We start from the raw sequence: 15,072 nt of genomic DNA on the forward strand, positions 1-15,072 counted from the left end.
CTCAGCGCCACGGCAGCACTCCCGGCGGCAGCTTGCGTCCGACACGGTCGAGCAGCGCCAGCATCACCATGACGACGACGATGGTGGAGACGGCGATGGCAGCGGCCTGCGTTCCCAGTCCCGCCTCCTCGAGGCTGAACAGCACGACGCCAAGCGTCTCGTTGCCGCTCGACCACAGCAACGCCGAGACGGTCAGTTCGTTGAAGGCGCTCATGAACACCAGCAGCCCGCCGGCCACCGCGGCCGGAGCGGCAAGCGGCGCGGTGATCGTCGCCAGCCGGCGCAGCGGCCCCGCCCCTGCGACCGCCGCCGCCTCGTCGAGATCGCGCGGGATCTGGCCGATGGCGGTGGTCGCGGGTTTCATCGCCAGCGGCAGAAACCGCATCGTATAAGCGACCAGAATGATCGCGGCGGTCGCGTAGAGGCTGCCGATCAACGGCAGCGGGCGCAGGAACAGCAGGATGCAGGCGATCGCCAGGACAACGCCGGGTATCGCGTAGGGCAGTTCCATCAGGCCGTCGAGCGGCCGGCGAAGGCGCTGGCTGAATCGCTGCATGACGATTGCCGCCGGGATGACGCCGATTGCCAGGATGACCGCTGCTCCTCCCGCCAGCAGCGCTGAATTGCGGAATGCGCGCATGGTCGAGGCCTGCCGTGTCAGAACCTCCGCGTAGCTCGAAAGCGTCACCGTCTCCCAGCCCAGCGGCACGCCGAATGCCGGTATCAGCGAGGTCGTCAGCAATGCCAGGGCCGGCAGAACCAGGATTATGGCGATCACCAGCCACATGAGAGCGGCAAGCGGCAGCCGGAAGCGGCCTAACTGAAATTGCGCCGGTGTGCCGGCGGCATAGCGGTGGCCGGCGCCACGCAAGGCGTAGGATTGGGCGCCGACGCCCGCCAGCGCCAGCGCACCGATCAGTACCGACAACGCCGCAACTTGCGGCAGGACCTCCGGACCAAAGCTCGCCAGTTGCTGATAGATCAACGTCGGCAAGGTTAGGTAGTTGACCGGCGCGCCGAGCAGTGCGGGTATCCCGAAATTCCCGACGCCGGAGACAAAGGCAAGTGCTGCGGCGGCCACGAGATAGGGACGCAGCAAAGGCAGCACAATGGTGCCGAGCGCCCTCCCCGGCCCCGCACCGGAAGCACGCGCCGCCTCGACCAGATCGCGCGGCACCCGCGCCAGGCCGGCGCGCAGCGTGATGAAGACGATCGGCGCGTGCTGCACGCCGTAGAGCAGGATGATGCCGTTGCGGCCGAGCATCGGGTTCGGCGTGCCGGGCGGCGGCGCGAGGCCGAGCATGCTGAGCAGAGCACTGGACGGACCGAACAGATGCAGCCAGGATAGCGCCGTCACCTGCGGCGCGATCATCAGCGGCAGGAGCAGCAGGAAGCCCAAGATCTTGCGCCCGGGCAGGTCGGTCATCGCGACGGCGATCGCGAAGGGCACGCCGAGCAGCAGCGAAAGCAGCGCACCGAAGAAAGCGGTGTCCAGCGTGTGCCCCATGGCGCGTAATGCCGAGGGTTTTGCCAAGCGGCTAAAGAAGGCAGCGAGATCAACCTCGCCACCCGGCGCGATAGCCGCGACGACCAGCCGCGCCATCGGCAGAACGCTGAGAAGACCGATCAGCAGCAGGACAACAATGGTCGAGGGGCGGAACAAGCCTTGCCAGGCGCTGGCCTGGCCTGGAAAGCCGGACCGCGGAACTGGCCGTGCTGCCAAAAAAAAATCCTGGACGGAAGTCACCGAAACGGCGACGTCTTACTGGCCCATCATCTCGCTGAACTTCTCCTTGTTCGCGGTCTCGTTCGCAAGGGCGGCGGTGGCGTCGAAGCCGAGGATCTTGATAGCCGAGCGATCGGGGTAGCCGGCGGGAAGACCGGCATCGGCGCGGACCGGGATGTAACCCTGCTTGACCGCAACCTCCTGGCCTTCCTTGGAAATAAGGAAGTCGACGAAGGCCTTGGCCGCGTCGGGATTCTTTGCGGTCGCCAGGATCGCCACCGGCTCGGTGACGGCTGAGACGCCCTCCTTGGGGAACACGAACTCGACCGGCGCGCCCTTGGCCTTCTCGCGGATCGGCATGTAATCGACGATCATGCCGTAAAGCTTGTCGCCGCCGCTGACGGCTTTCAGCACGTCGCCGTTGCCGCCGGCCGCCTGCGCGCCGTTCGTGGCCAGCGAGGCATAATAGTCCCATCCCTGCGGCAGGTTTTCGACCAGCGTGACGGTGTGGATCAGCGCCGCACCCGAGGTGAGCGGGCTCGGCATGGCGATCAGGCCCTTGGCCTCCGGCTTGGCCAGGTCCGCCCAGCTTTCCGGCACGAACGGTGCCTCGGTGTTGTAGACAATGCCGGTTGTGATCAGCTTGGTCGAGAAATAGGTGCGGTCCTTGTCAGCCAGCGTCTCGTCGTAGCCCGCGAGATTGGCTTCGGGATAGGCGAGCAGACGGCCTTCCTTCTTGAGCCCTTCCATGGTGACGATGTCGGCGATCAAAAGCACGTCCGGCTGTGGCTGGCCGGCCTCGATCTCGGCGCGCAGCTTGGCCATAATCTTCGGCGTGCCGTCTCGCACCCATTCGACGGTGACGCCCGGATTCTTCGCCATGAAGGCGTCGACGGTCTGCTGCGCGTCCGTGTTGGGCTGGCTGGTGTAGAGCACGAGCTTGCCATCGGCCGCTTGCGCCTGGCCCAGAGCGGCCGCAAACAGAAGAGAGGCGAGAACCGTCTTGCGCATAAAAATCCCTTTCCCGGCAAAGCGTGGCCGATCCGCAACGAAGGAACCGGACGCGAAACCCTCCCCTAAGCGCGAAGGATAACTGTTCTATGACAGTTCGCGCCGCCGTGGGAGGGCGGACGACCGGCTCGCACATGGAAGCTATTCTGGCCGCATAGGCTGTATCGGGATTCGGGTCAGGCCACAGCCGGCCGGCTCGATTTCCACAGCAGCAAACTCATCACCGTGACGTTGAGCAGGTTCCAGGCGATGCCGTTCAGGAAAGCGGCGGCGTAGGAACCGGTCATGTCGTAGATCCAGCCCGACATCCAGCCGCCCAGCGCCATGCCGATGATGGTCGACATGATGACGATGCCGACCCTCCTGCCCGCCTCCGACGCCGGCATGTATTCGCGCACGACGATCGCGTAGCAGGGAACGATGCCGCCCTGCGAAAGGCCGAACACCGCCGACACGACATAGAGCGAAGCCAGTCCGTCGAACGGGATATAGAGTAGCAGCGACAGGCCCTGCAGCACCGAGCCGATGAGAATCGTCCGGATGCCGCCGATGCGGTCGGCGACGAAGCCGGAGGCCATGCGGCTGATGACGCCGGCGGCGAGCATGATCGCCAGCATCTCCGAGCCGCGCGCCACACCGTAGCCGAGATCCATGCAATAGGCGACGATATGGACCTGCGGCATCGACATGGCGACGCAGCAGCCGAGGCCGGCGACGATGAGCAAAGCCTGCAAGGCCGAAGGCGAGATCGAGATTGGCTGAACTGGTCGAGCGCCGTTGGGGCTCGAAGCGGCATGCAGCGGCGCGCGCCGCCGCAGCAGGAAGACCAGCGGCACCATCGTCACGAGGCAGACCACGCCAACCGCGGCATAGGTGAAGCGCCAGCCTTGCGCCGCCATCATGTAAGGCATGACGATCGGCCAGAGTGCACCAGCCAGATAGTTTCCGGCCGCCGCCGCCGATACCGCGACGCCGCGCCGGCGCTGGAACCAGTGCGAAATATCGGCGATCAACGGGCCGAACATCGCCGACGAACCGGCGCCGATCATCACGCCCTGGACGATCGCAAGCTGGATTATCGAGGTGGTCAGCGAGGCAAGGACAAAGCCGCCGCCGAGCAGGATGGAGGCGAGCAGCGCCGGCCGCCAGTAGCCGATGCTGTCGATCAGGCGGCCGATGACCACATTGCCGAAGGCGAAGCCGAGCATGGTCGCCGTGTAGGGAAGCGATGCGTCTGCCCGATCCACGCCGAACTCAACCTGGACGGCCGGCAGCACGACGACCACCGCCCACATGCCGGCGCCGCCGATCGTGGCCAGAAGCACGCTGGTGGCCAGCCGCGTCCAGGCATAGGCGCCGTCTATGTCGGCCGCCTGATGCAGCCGCTGCGTATGGTCCATGTCGACGGCCTTGCGCGTTTCGTGCCCGGATTCGGGTTTCCGCGATGATCGGGCCGATCACTGGGGGGCGTCAGCGCCACGGCGCGCTTTCCACCGCTCCAGGGGTGGAGCGGTCGCCGGCGGCTCGATCAGTTGCGAAGCCGCGGGCCTTTCTCGGTTCCACCGGCTGCCGGAGCCGCGGGCGGCAGGGTCAGGCCTGCTTCGCCGGAGATCCGAAGGTCGGCGGTCTGATAGAAAGAATAAGGGCTTGGGCCGAACTCGATCGACAGATTGTAGCGGGGCGGATCGCCGAACTCACGCTTCAAAGTGTAGGTGGCATCACGCAGGACGACCCTGGCCGGCTGGGTGTCGCGGATCGCGCGGAGGATTTCCGGTGGCGCGGCCAAGCCGACCTGTTCCGAAAAAAAGCGAACGAATTCCTGTGCCTGATCGAGCATTGACGCGCCGTTGGCGGGATCTGGAAGGTTGATCTTTAGCCGGGCGTTGCCGATGCGCTGGCCGCCGCGGCCACGCAGCATGTAAAACAGGCTGTTCGAGCTGGTGTCGACGATGTCGGCCTCGTCGGTGCGGGCCATGCACTCCCATCCGGTGCCGGCCACCTCGGCGGGTTTCCAGCCGAGATTGGCAAAGCCGGCCCCGTCGAGGTTCTCACAGATGCGCTCGGGATCCTTGCCGATCAGCGGCCGAAACGGATGCGGGCTGTCGACGTTTGACGAAAGAAAACCCGGGCGAAAGCGCGTCGGCTCCGGCGTGGCAAGTATTGCCTTGGTTACTGTAACCGGTTGATCCGCAAGGATTTCTACCGGCAGCGCCGGTTCGGGACGCGGCGCGGATTCGGGCATCATCGACACCATCGCCACGACCGGCAGCACGAGCGCAAGACCCATAAGCGGCAGCAGGATCGCCCGCATCCTGGTCGATCGCGCGTCCTTCCCCCCGGCAATCTCAGGTTCGCTCGGCATGTCCCGTTTCATTCCCTGCGCGGCCTCGCCTGCCGCTCCGGGCGGGATGCGGCATCAAGCATAGCTTCCGTCAGCTTGCCCTAATTATCGCTAAAGCTTTTGCAAGGGAAACAAGGCTTTGGCGCGGCAAGACCCGAAGGGCGACCGACCGACACTCACTATGTCATGCCTGAAAGATAGAACGACTTCAGAGGCTTGCGGGAAAATCCATTGGAAAACCCGACGATAGGCCGGACATAGAGCCCTCGGAGACCGGACATTAGCCCCTTACGAAGCGCCAGAACCATGATCCGACCAGCAGAAACGTGACGTGGCCCACCGCGTCCTGTTGCGAACGAACCGGGCGGCGCCAGCGCCGCCCGATATGGAACAATATTACAGGCCCTTTTCCTTCAGAATCGCCTCGGCGTTCTCGGAGGTCACCTTTTCGGTCGGCAGCACAATCGCCTTTTCGACCTTCTCGCCGTTCAGGTGCTTGATCGCCTGGCGAAGACCCTCGGCGCCCGGCGTGGCATAGAGGAAGGTGGCGGTGAGCTCGCCATTCTTCACCCAGGTCACGCCTTCGGCCGGCAACGCGTCGATGCCGATGAATTTTATCTCCTTCTCGCGGCCGACGTCCTTGGCGGCGAGATAGGCGCCATAGGCCATAGGGTCGTTGTGGCCGTAGACGAGATCGATCTTCTCGTTGTTCTTCAGCGCATTGGCCATGATGTTGTAGGCTTGGTCCTGCTTCCAGTCGCCGGACTGCTGGTCGAGCAGGTTCTTGATGCCCGGCTCCTTGTCGGTGAACTCATGGAAACCGTCGTGGCGATCATGAGCGGGCTGGGTGCCCATGCCGCCCCAGATCTCGACGACGTTGCCCGTCGCCTTGCCGGCGCCGCCCAGAACTTCCACCGCATATTCGCCTGCCGCGCGGCCGATCAGCTTGTTGTCGCCGCCCACGAACTGCGTGTACTGGTCGGTGTCGACGTTGCGGTCGAGCACGAAGACCGGAATCTTCGCATCAATTGCCTGCTGGACCACGCCGGTCAGGCCGGCCGATTCCTTCGGCGAGACCAGCAATGCGTCGACTTCCTGGCGGATCAGGTTCTCGACGTCGGCTACCTGCTTCTCGGTCTTGTCCTCGCCATCGGTGATAATCAGTTCGACCTCGGGATGTTTCGCCGCCTCAGCGATGATGTCCTTGTTGAACTGGGCGCGCCACGGCTCGATGGTGGTCGCCTGCGAAAAGCCGATCTTCCACTTCTTGTCCTGCGCGAAGGCGTCGCCGCTTCCGGCAAGCATGGTGCCCGACACGAGCACGGCGGACAGGGCGGCAAGTCTGAACAGGTCGCGACGTTTCATTTGGTGTTTCCTCCGATGTTTTCAGTTGCTGTTTCTTGCGGCGGCAGCTTGCGCGCTGCCGCTTCCTTTTGCGCCGGCCGGCGGACCGGCAGGCGCAGAAAGCTGAGGAGATCGGCGGCGTTGCGCTCCTGCACGAGCACGGTGCCGATGATGATCAGGCCCTTCAGCACGAGCTGAAGGTTCGAGTTGATGTTGTGGAGCTGCAGGATGTTGGAAAGCAGGCCGAAGATCAGCACACCGCAGAAGGTGCCGGCCATCGAGCCGCGGCCGCCCATCAGGCTGGTGCCGCCGATGACGACGGCGGCGATGGCGTCGAGTTCCAGCCCGGCGCCGGCGTCGGGCTTGCCCTGGCGGTATTGCGCGACATAGAGCACGGCGGCGATGCCGGCGAGCAGCCCCGAGACGGCATAGGTGGCGATCTTGACCTTGCCGGCCTCGATGCCGGACAGCCGCGCCGCCTCCTCATTGCCGCCGATCGCATAGACGTAGCGGCCAAACGGCGTGAAGCGCAGCACCGCCGCGTAGATCACCAGCGCCGCGATAAAAAAGATGCCGGGCATCGGCACCACGCCGAACAGCAGCGAGCGCAGATTGTCGAACTCGGCGACGGCGTTGGAGCCGGTGTAAACCGGCAGCACGGCATTGTTCTGACCCGCCGTCAGCCGGGCGATGCCCAGCGCCGTCACCATCATGGCGAGCGTGACGATAAAGGGTTGCAGCCGGCCGCCGACGATCAGCAGGCCGTTGATGGCGCCAAAACACAGGCCGACGCAGGGCGCGACGATCAATACGCCGAGCACGCCAAATTTTGTGGTGACCTGCGGCAACAGGAACCAGATCAGCAGGCCGGCCAATACCGCGCCGGCGGCGAGCGGAATGACCAGCCCGCGCGTTGTGTCGAGCGTCAGGTCGCGACCGACCGACCCGCCGGCCCGCGCCTTTTCAATGTTGGAAAAGACGAAGCGGACGACCGAAAAGCCGATCACCAAGGCGACGATGCCCGCCATCGGCAGTCCCATCGCCGCAGCCGGCGTGTCGCCCTCGACGGTCAGCAGCATGGCGGTAACGACCGAACAGATCGCCATCAGCGAGCCGACCGACAGATCTATGCCTCCGGTGATGATGACGGCGGTCATGCCCGTGGCGATCAGGCCGGTGATCGACACCTGGCGCAGCACGTCGAGCAGATTGCCATAGGACAGGAAAATGTTGTTGCCCTTGGAACTGACCGGCGAGGTCAGCACGCCGATCAGGAAGATGGCGATCAGGCCCCAATAGAGTTTTGTCCTGGACAGGAAGCGCAGAGCGGTCATGCGGCGGTCTTTCCACGCACGCCGCCGTAAGGCGCGGCAAGCTGCATGAAACGCTCCTCGCTTGCCTCGGCGCGGCTCATCAGGCCGGTCTGGCGGCCTTCGGCCATGACCAGAATGCGATCCGACAGGAGCAGGAGTTCCGGAAGCTCGGAGCTGACGATGACAATCGCCAGCCCCTCCTCGCGCGCCAGCCGGAAGACCAGGTCGTAGATCTCGCGCTTGGCGCCGACATCGATGCCGCGCGTCGGCTCGTCGAGAAGCAGGATGCGCGGCCGCGTGGCAAGCCACTTGCCGATCACCACTTTCTGCTGGTTGCCGCCGGAAAGCGTGCCGGCAAGCTGCCCGGTACCGCTGCAGCGGATGCCGAGTTTTTCGACCGCCTGGCGCGCCAGATCGCCTTCCGCCGAAAACGACCGCACGCCGAACCGCGACAGACGGCTGACCAGCGGCAGCGCCACATTGTCGGTGATGGAGGATTGCAGATGCAGGCCTTGCGATTTTCGGTCCTCTGTTACCAGCGCGATGCCGAGCCGCCTCGCGTCCAGCGGCGAGCGGATGTCGACCGCCTCGCCGAAAAGCCGGATTTCGCCGCCGACGCTGCCGGTGGTCGAGCCGAAGATCGATTCGAGGATCTCGGTGCGGCCGGAGCCTAGCAGGCCGCCAATGCCGAGGATTTCGCCTTGGCAGAGATCGAAGCTGACGCCGCGTAGCACCTCGCGCCAACCGCGCCGATGCGGCTTGGACAGAGTGAGGTTACGCACCGAAAGGATTGTTTCTCCGCTCGAATTCCGCTCCGTGCCAGCAGTGGCCAACAGGTTGCGCCCGACCATGGCGGCGATGATACGGTCCTCGTCGAGATCCGCGATGTCGCGTGTCAGCACATGCCGGCCGTCGCGGAACACGGTCACGCGGTCGGCAAGGTGCATGACCTCGTCGATCCGATGCGAGATGTAGACGATGGCGACGCCGTCTTCGGCCAGTTGCCGGACAATCTTGAACAGCCGCTCGCATTCGGCTGGCGAAAGCGCTGATGTCGGCTCGTCCATGATCAGGATGCGGGCCGAAAGCGACAGCGCCTTGGCGATCTCAACAAGCTGCTGCTCGCCGACGCGCAGGCCGCCGACACGGGCATCAGGATCGAGCGCTATACCCAGCCTTGCAAGTAGTTCCCGCCCGGCGGCGCGCGAGGCCTTGCGGTCGATGATCAGACCCGCAATGCGCGGCTCGCGGCCAAGAAAAATGTTGTCGGCGACCGAAAGCTCGGGGACGAGATTGAGTTCCTGGTGGATGATGGCGATGCCTTCGGCTTCCGCCTGCCGTACGTTGGCAAAATGAACCGGCCGACCGTCGACGGCAATCTCGCCGTCATAGGCGGCGTAGACGCCCGACAGGATCTTCATCAGCGTCGACTTGCCGGCGCCGTTCTCGCCCATCAGCGCATGGATCTCGCCGGCACGTAGTTCGAAACCGACATCGGTCAGGGCGGCGATACCGCCGAAATGCTTGCTGACGCCGGAAGCGACCAGCACCGGACGCCGTCCAGCGCCGGAACTTTGATCGCCAGAAGCGGCTGAAAGCGGCTCTCCCGTCATAACAACCGTGGCCTCCCTTCCACGTCGTCATCTGCCTCGAAAGCTAATCTAAACGTTTCGGGATTGTCAATGCGATGCCCTGTCCGTCTGGAGTAATTACGGAAGATGTTGCACCGCAAACAGCCAAACGCTTGCAAAACAGGCAAAAACTGCCTAGTCCTCTTGAAACGGGCATTTCTAAACGTTTCAAGAAAATGAGCGAATCCCGCCGCCGCAGACGATCCGACGCGCCGACGATGATCGATGTCGCGGAGGCGGCCGGCGTGTCGGTTGCCAGCGTTTCGGCGGTGGTGAACGGCAATGCCGTCGTCAGCCCGGAATTGAAGGCGCGGATCGAGCGGGTGATCGGCGACATCGGCTACAAGCGCAACGCCATCGCCCGCAGCCTGAAGATGGGCACCACGCACACGATCGGCCTGACGGTGCCGCACATCACCAACCCGTTCTTCACCGACGTCGTCTCGGTCATCCAGCAGGCCTTCGACCGCGCCGGCTATGCGGTGATGCTGTTCTGCACCGATGAGGACTTGCACAACCAGGACGAACAGATCCGGCTGCTGCTCGACCGCATGGTCGACGGGCTGATCGTGGCGCGCGTCGGTGACGGCGCGAGTTTCAAGAAGGTGATCGAGGGAAGCGGCGTGCCCGTGGTGCTGATCGACCGCCTCTGCGAGGGCATCGAGGCCGACGCCGTCGTGCTCGACAACCAGCGCGCGGTGTTTGACGCAATCAGTTACCTGATCGGTCTCGGCCACCGCCGCATCGGTTATATCTCGGGATCGCTCGACACTTCACCCATCCACGACCGGCGGCTGGGTTACGACCAGGCGCTGCGGGCAGCGGGCCTGCCGGTCGCCGAAGACCTGGTGCGCATCGGCGATTTCCGCGAGGCCGGGGGATACCGGGCGGCGATGCAACTGCTCTCGGTGGCCGACCGGCCGACCGCCATCTTTTCGGCCAACAACCCGATGGTCATCGGCGCGATGAAGGCGGTCCGCGACCTCGGCCTCACCTGTCCGCAGGACGTGTCGGTCGCCTGCTTCGACGATTTTCCCTGGGCCGACGTTTTTCAGCCGCAGCTCACCACCGTCGCGCAGCCGGTGCGCGCCATCGGCGAGCAAGCGGCGGAACTGCTGCTCGACCGGCTTGGCGCGAATCGCAACGCGCCGCCGCGAAAAATCGTGCTGCAGGGCAGGCTGATCGTGCGAAACTCCTGCGCTCCGCGAATAGGCGGATAGGCGACATGTTCGCTTTGTCCGCCGGCCACATCGAATGGGCTTGTGCCGAAATGGCGGAAACGCGGCAGCAGGCCGGTCAATTCGCATTTTTACCTGTTTCGTTTAGGAACAGGTAACCATGATGCGCATTAGAAGCTGTGCACATACGTTATTGTAAAAAGCAGTATTTCGAAGACTCAGATAGCGTAGGAGACGGCCGGGCTCACTGCACACCACCACGAGGCGAACTCAGGCAACATATCGCCACGTGTTGAGGTGAGCCCGGTCACCAACCTATTGAAAGCTCGCCGGGGCCTAACCCACCCCGCCCATGCCCCGGCGATCTTTCATTCCCGATTTGGTACATCGGTGCCAAAATGTGGCTGGCGATTCAGACGTTGCAAAAGCCGTGCCAGCGTCCGCCTTGCTCGCTTCGCAGCGACGAACGCGGATAGTCAAGGAGAACGGCCCGGAGGGATTGACGATCGAAACGCGGGCGATGCTGCTTGCGCGCAGCCCGGACAATGCAGCGGCCGGATCTAGTCGTGCAGCTTCCGGTCGATCGCCGGTCCGACTTCGATATCGCGGAACTGCGCCCGGAACCCGGCGCGCTCGGGCGAGCAGGCCATCACACCGACAAAGGCGTCGGCCGCCGAAAACGGCGCGAGCCGCGCCATGCGCCAATGCGAATCGTCGATCGCATACTGGACGCGAACCGCGTCGTCATGGCGGGTGAGCCGGACGCGGACCCGGCTTTCGGTCGTGGCATCGGGAAGCGGGATCACCGACCAGTCGGACATTTCGCGCGTCACCACCACGCTGAAATGCATCAGGCCGTCGGTATATTCGATGCCGGTCTTGATCCAGTTGCGTTCGTCGATGCGCAGCATCAGGCCGGCCTGGTCGTAGAGCTGCTCATAGGCGCCGAGGACCGCCGCCGAGGCGCTGAAGTCGCCGGAGACCGGGCGGAGATAGGCGTGGCCGTTGTCGCGGGTGAAGCCGTAGAAGGTTTTTTTCCAGAAGTCGGTCGCCTCGCCCGTTGCCAGGGTGAGGTCGGCGGCGTCGCCCTGCCATGAGGCGGGCTCGTTGATCCAACTATAAATGCCGGTCAAAACTCCCCTCCCCGTCTCTTCGTCTGGAGATCTCTGAAACAGCCGGGCTACGGAAAGCATTGGCCGGATTCCGATCAACTCCGACCATACACATCATCGAAGCGGACGATATCGTCCTCGCCGAGATAATCGCCGGTCTGCACCTCGATCATGACGAGCCGCAATATGCCCGGATTCTCCAGCCGATGGTTAGTTCCCGCCGGGATATAGGTCGACTGGTTGGTGGCGAGAAGCATCTGGGTATCGCCATTGACGACGCGCGCGGTTCCCGAGACGACGACCCAATGCTCCGAGCGGTGATGGTGCATCTGCAGGCTGAGGCGGCCACCCGGCTTGACCTCGATGCGCTTGATCTTGAAGCGCTCGCCTTCCTCCAGAACCGTGTAGGTGCCCCACGGGCGATGCACGGTGCGGTGCAGTTTCGTCGATTCGTGTCCCTCGGCCTTCAGCCGGTTGAACAGCGTCTTCACCTTCTGCGCGTCATCCTTGCGGGCGACGAGCAGCGCGTCGGCGGTGTCGACGATGATCATGTCCTCGACGCCGACCGCGCCGATCAGCCGGCCGCCGCCGCTGATGATCGAGTTCTTCGTATCGACCAGCGCGACCTCGCCCAGCGTGTGGTTGCCGAATTCATCGCCGGGCAAGAGGTCGGCAAAGGCCGTCCAGGAGCCGATGTCGCTCCAGCCGATGTCGCAGGGCACGACCGAGACGTTGTCAGCCTTTTCCAGCACGGCGTAGTCGATGGATTCCTTGCGGACCGTGGAGAATGTCGCCTTGTCCAGTTCGATCTGGACCACGCCGGTGCCCGACGACCGCCGGGCGGCCTTCAGGGCGTCGCGGCAGCCCTGCAGAATGTCGGCGCCGAGCTTTCCGAGCAGATCGAGCATGGTGGCGGCGGTGAAGCAGAACATGCCGGCGTTCCAGAAGAAGCGGCCGCTGGCGAGATATTTCTCCGCCGTTTCGAGGTCGGGCTTTTCGACGAAGCGGACGACGTCGGTGCCATCAGCCTCGATATAGCCGTAGCCGGTTTCAGGGCGCGTCGGGCGGATGCCGAAGGTGACGAGGCGCCCCTTTTTGGCCAGGGCGGTCGCCTGCTCGACCGCAGCGACGAAGGCCGGCACGTCCGCGACCATATGGTCCGCCGGCAGTATGCACAGCACAGCGTCGCGGCCATGTGCTTCCTCGACGGCAAGCGTCGCGGCAGCGATCGCCGCCGCCGTCTCGCGGCCCTCCGGCTCGAGCAGATAGGTCAGGCCCGGTGGCGTCAGCCCGGTGTCGCGGTATTCGTCCTCGCTGGCGAACAGCAGTTCGCGGTTGGTGACGGTCACCAGTTCCGTTACCCCCGGGATCGCCAGGGCACGGCGGAAGGCATGCTGGAGAAGCGATTGCCCGTCGCCGACGTCGATCAGCGGTTTCGGATGGCTTTCGCGCGACAGCGGCCAAAGCCGCGCGCCGGCGCCGCCGCTGATGATCACTGAAACGATGCTCAATCGCCTGCCCCGTTGTTGTCAGGGAATTGCTCGATCCTGGACAGCCCCGCCTGCAACAGGGCCGCGGCTCGCTCACCGGTCGGCGCGGATGCGTAGCACCGCATTTCCGGAGCGTTGCCGGATGGCCGCAAATGGATCATGCCGCCGTCCTCAAGATGGATCTGGATCCCGTCTATATCCTCGACGCGGGACACTATTCCGACATCACTTAAGAAAACGCGGATATTTTCCGTCGAAATGCGCAGCTTCGCCATCAGCCTGTCGCTGTTTCCGCGCGCAAAATTCTCGATGCGGCCACTGAGACAGACCGGCAGCGCCAGGTCTGAGACCAGTTCCGACAGCGGCAGCCTTGCCGCATGCGCGGCCGAGAAGGCGCAGAGGATAGGCAGGATGCTGTCGCGTGTCGGCAGCGCGGCCAGGGCGGAACCGTTCACCTCGACAGGGGTGCCGACCAGCAGTCCGCCATTCGCCTCGAAGCCGAGGACGCGCTTGAACCCTTGCGCCACCGCCTTGTCCATCTCTTCCAGCACGTAGGGCGAGCCGACTTTCGTGCGGATGACGGTGAAGCCGTAGCGGCCGGTGATTCCCGGGTTGGACGAGACGGGTGTCACTACCGCGTCCGCCTTGAGGAACAGAGACGACAGCAGGCCGAGCGCATCGCCCCTTATGACGGCGCCCGTTTCGTCGGTCATCAGCGGCCGGTCGCCGTCGCCATCGGTGGAGATGATCGCGTCCAGCCGAAGTTGTCGCGACCAGTTTTGCAGCCGCCCGGCCGTGGATGCGTCGATGGCTTCGGTGTCGACCGCGACGAACTCGCCGCTTTCGCCGAGCGGCATCACATCCGCCCCCAGCCAGGCGGCGAGTTCAGCGAGCGTGTCGCTGGCGACGGAACTGTGCCGATAGACGCCGATGCGCCGGCCCTGCAGGATTGGTTCGGCGAAGGCTGCCTTGTAGCGCGCAACGTAGGAGCGGAGCGCTTCGCCGTCGGGAGACGGCAGGCCGGGCAAGGAGGCCAATACCGGCATGCCGGCGGCGGAAGCTTCAAGGGCCAGCGCGGCAATCGCGCACTCATCCGCCTTGTCGATCTCGCCATCCGGCCGGTAGAATTTGAGACCGTTGCGGTCCGGCGGGATATGCGACCCCGTGACCATGACCGCCGGCACCCCAAGCGTGATGTTGCTGAAAGCAAGCGCGGGCGTCGGCAGGATGCCGCAATAGACGGGTTGAAGCCCTGCCCCGACGAGCGCCGCCAGCGATTGCCGGGTCAGATCCGGACTGCTCTCGCGGCGGTCGCAGCCGACAAGGATCTTGCCGCCGCGGGCAACCCTGCCGCTGGAGAGAAGATAGGACGCGAAGGCCGCCACATGGGCGTAGCCGGGGCCGGCCAGAAGGTCCGTGGCCAGGCCGCGAAGTCCGCTCGTGCCGAACGCAACCATTCCACCCCGCATTTTCGCGATTTCAGCGCTTGGTGCGTCCAATGATCGGGCAGCGGCGGCTTGTCAATGCCGGGCGTTTCCTGCAACCAGCCCGCGCACGACGTCGACCTGTTTCGACGACCCGATCGTCCTGCCATTCGCCGCGCAGCCATGCGATAGAGTCATGGCTGCTATTTTTTGGCGGTTTGACGCAAGAAAACCACGATTGGACTCGACTTGGCCGCTGAATCGTCCGACTCGCATGGACAATAAGGACGGAAAGGCGGCGGCGATACGAGCGGTCCGGCAGGGTCCGGTTAAAGGTTTGAATGGAAACGCTTTCCCGATCGGGTTACGTTGCAGCATCTTTCTATTCGCCTCGCGTCGATTGTCTCGCGCCACCATATGAGCTACTACGGAATTGCTGGGGAGCATGAGACTAGGCGGCAGGCAATTTGCGGGCTCAGGATGCAACTACCAGGACGGTGGG

Annotated in this window: 11 protein-coding genes; 1 reads left to right on the top strand and 10 read right to left on the bottom strand. The window is 64.4% G+C overall.

Annotated elements, in window-relative coordinates; genetic code table 11:
- Window position 1: 1 nt before the first annotated feature.
- From ACH196_RS05990 to ACH196_RS06020, 7 genes are all read right to left on the bottom strand, one after another.
- Window positions 2–1,603, bottom strand: coding sequence for an ABC transporter permease (locus tag ACH196_RS05990; protein WP_396645989.1), 1,602 nt, complete (start codon window positions 1,601–1,603; stop codon window positions 2–4).
- Window positions 1,604–1,762: 159 nt separating this feature from the next.
- A complete protein-coding gene (locus ACH196_RS05995) occupies window positions 1,763–2,737 on the bottom strand; it encodes an ABC transporter substrate-binding protein (protein WP_396645779.1) in 975 nt (324 codons plus the stop codon).
- 176 nt (window positions 2,738–2,913) lie between these two features.
- Complete coding sequence (locus ACH196_RS06000; RefSeq protein ID WP_396645780.1) at window positions 2,914–4,137, bottom strand: MFS transporter; 1,224 nt, start codon at window positions 4,135–4,137, stop codon at window positions 2,914–2,916.
- Window positions 4,138–4,265: 128 nt separating this feature from the next.
- Window positions 4,266–5,099 carry a DUF6030 family protein gene (locus ACH196_RS06005; RefSeq protein ID WP_396645781.1) on the bottom strand — a complete coding sequence of 278 codons (834 nt, stop codon included), beginning with the start codon at window positions 5,097–5,099 and terminating at the stop codon, window positions 4,266–4,268.
- Between the two features lie 375 nt (window positions 5,100–5,474).
- Complete coding sequence (locus ACH196_RS06010) at window positions 5,475–6,443, bottom strand: substrate-binding domain-containing protein (protein WP_396645782.1); 969 nt, start codon at window positions 6,441–6,443, stop codon at window positions 5,475–5,477.
- Window positions 6,440–7,756 carry an ABC transporter permease gene (locus ACH196_RS06015; protein ID WP_396645783.1) on the bottom strand — a complete coding sequence of 439 codons (1,317 nt, stop codon included), beginning with the start codon at window positions 7,754–7,756 and terminating at the stop codon, window positions 6,440–6,442. Before ACH196_RS06015 ends, ACH196_RS06010 begins: the two co-directional genes overlap by 4 nt.
- Entirely contained in the window at window positions 7,753–9,348 is a 1,596-nt protein-coding gene (locus tag ACH196_RS06020) for a sugar ABC transporter ATP-binding protein (protein ID WP_396645784.1), read from the bottom strand. The genes ACH196_RS06015 and ACH196_RS06020 overlap by 4 nt, the downstream gene beginning before the upstream one ends.
- 236 nt (window positions 9,349–9,584) lie before the next feature.
- On the opposite strand from ACH196_RS06020, the gene ACH196_RS06025 reads away from it, so the two are divergent.
- Window positions 9,585–10,586 carry a LacI family DNA-binding transcriptional regulator gene (locus ACH196_RS06025; RefSeq protein ID WP_396645990.1) on the top strand — a complete coding sequence of 334 codons (1,002 nt, stop codon included), beginning with the start codon at window positions 9,585–9,587 and terminating at the stop codon, window positions 10,584–10,586.
- 518 nt (window positions 10,587–11,104) lie between these two features.
- Here ACH196_RS06025 and ACH196_RS06030 read toward each other — a convergent pair.
- From ACH196_RS06030 to ACH196_RS06040, 3 genes are all read right to left on the bottom strand, one after another.
- A complete protein-coding gene (locus ACH196_RS06030; protein WP_396645785.1) occupies window positions 11,105–11,677 on the bottom strand; it encodes a DUF1349 domain-containing protein in 573 nt (190 codons plus the stop codon).
- A gap of 74 nt (window positions 11,678–11,751) precedes the next feature.
- Window positions 11,752–13,167, bottom strand: a complete 1,416-nt coding sequence (locus ACH196_RS06035; RefSeq protein ID WP_396645786.1) for a mannose-1-phosphate guanylyltransferase/mannose-6-phosphate isomerase — start codon at window positions 13,165–13,167, stop codon at window positions 11,752–11,754.
- On the bottom strand, window positions 13,164–14,615 hold the full coding sequence (locus ACH196_RS06040) for a phosphomannomutase (protein ID WP_396645787.1): 1,452 nt from the start codon (window positions 14,613–14,615) through the stop codon (window positions 13,164–13,166). The genes ACH196_RS06035 and ACH196_RS06040 overlap by 4 nt, the downstream gene beginning before the upstream one ends.
- Window positions 14,616–15,072 lie beyond the last annotated feature (457 nt).

It is taken from the genome of Mesorhizobium sp. IMUNJ 23232, assembly GCF_044326205.1.
Classification (GTDB): Bacteria; Pseudomonadota; Alphaproteobacteria; order Rhizobiales; family Rhizobiaceae; genus Kumtagia.

Coding starts and splice junctions, on each gene's coding strand:
- ACH196_RS06015 (WP_396645783.1), bottom strand. CDS start 7,756: ATGACCGCTCTGCGCTTCCTGTCCAGGACAAAACTCTATTGGGGCCTG.
- ACH196_RS05990 (WP_396645989.1), bottom strand. CDS start 1,603: ATGGCGCGGCTGGTCGTCGCGGCTATCGCGCCGGGTGGCGAGGTTGAT.
- ACH196_RS06000 (WP_396645780.1), bottom strand. CDS start 4,137: ATGGACCATACGCAGCGGCTGCATCAGGCGGCCGACATAGACGGCGCC.
- ACH196_RS06005 (WP_396645781.1), bottom strand. CDS start 5,099: ATGCCGAGCGAACCTGAGATTGCCGGGGGGAAGGACGCGCGATCGACC.
- ACH196_RS06020 (WP_396645784.1), bottom strand. CDS start 9,348: ATGACGGGAGAGCCGCTTTCAGCCGCTTCTGGCGATCAAAGTTCCGGC.
- ACH196_RS05995 (WP_396645779.1), bottom strand. CDS start 2,737: ATGCGCAAGACGGTTCTCGCCTCTCTTCTGTTTGCGGCCGCTCTGGGC.
- ACH196_RS06040 (WP_396645787.1), bottom strand. CDS start 14,615: ATGCGGGGTGGAATGGTTGCGTTCGGCACGAGCGGACTTCGCGGCCTG.
- ACH196_RS06025 (WP_396645990.1), top strand. CDS start 9,585: ATGATCGATGTCGCGGAGGCGGCCGGCGTGTCGGTTGCCAGCGTTTCG.
- ACH196_RS06010 (WP_396645782.1), bottom strand. CDS start 6,443: ATGAAACGTCGCGACCTGTTCAGACTTGCCGCCCTGTCCGCCGTGCTC.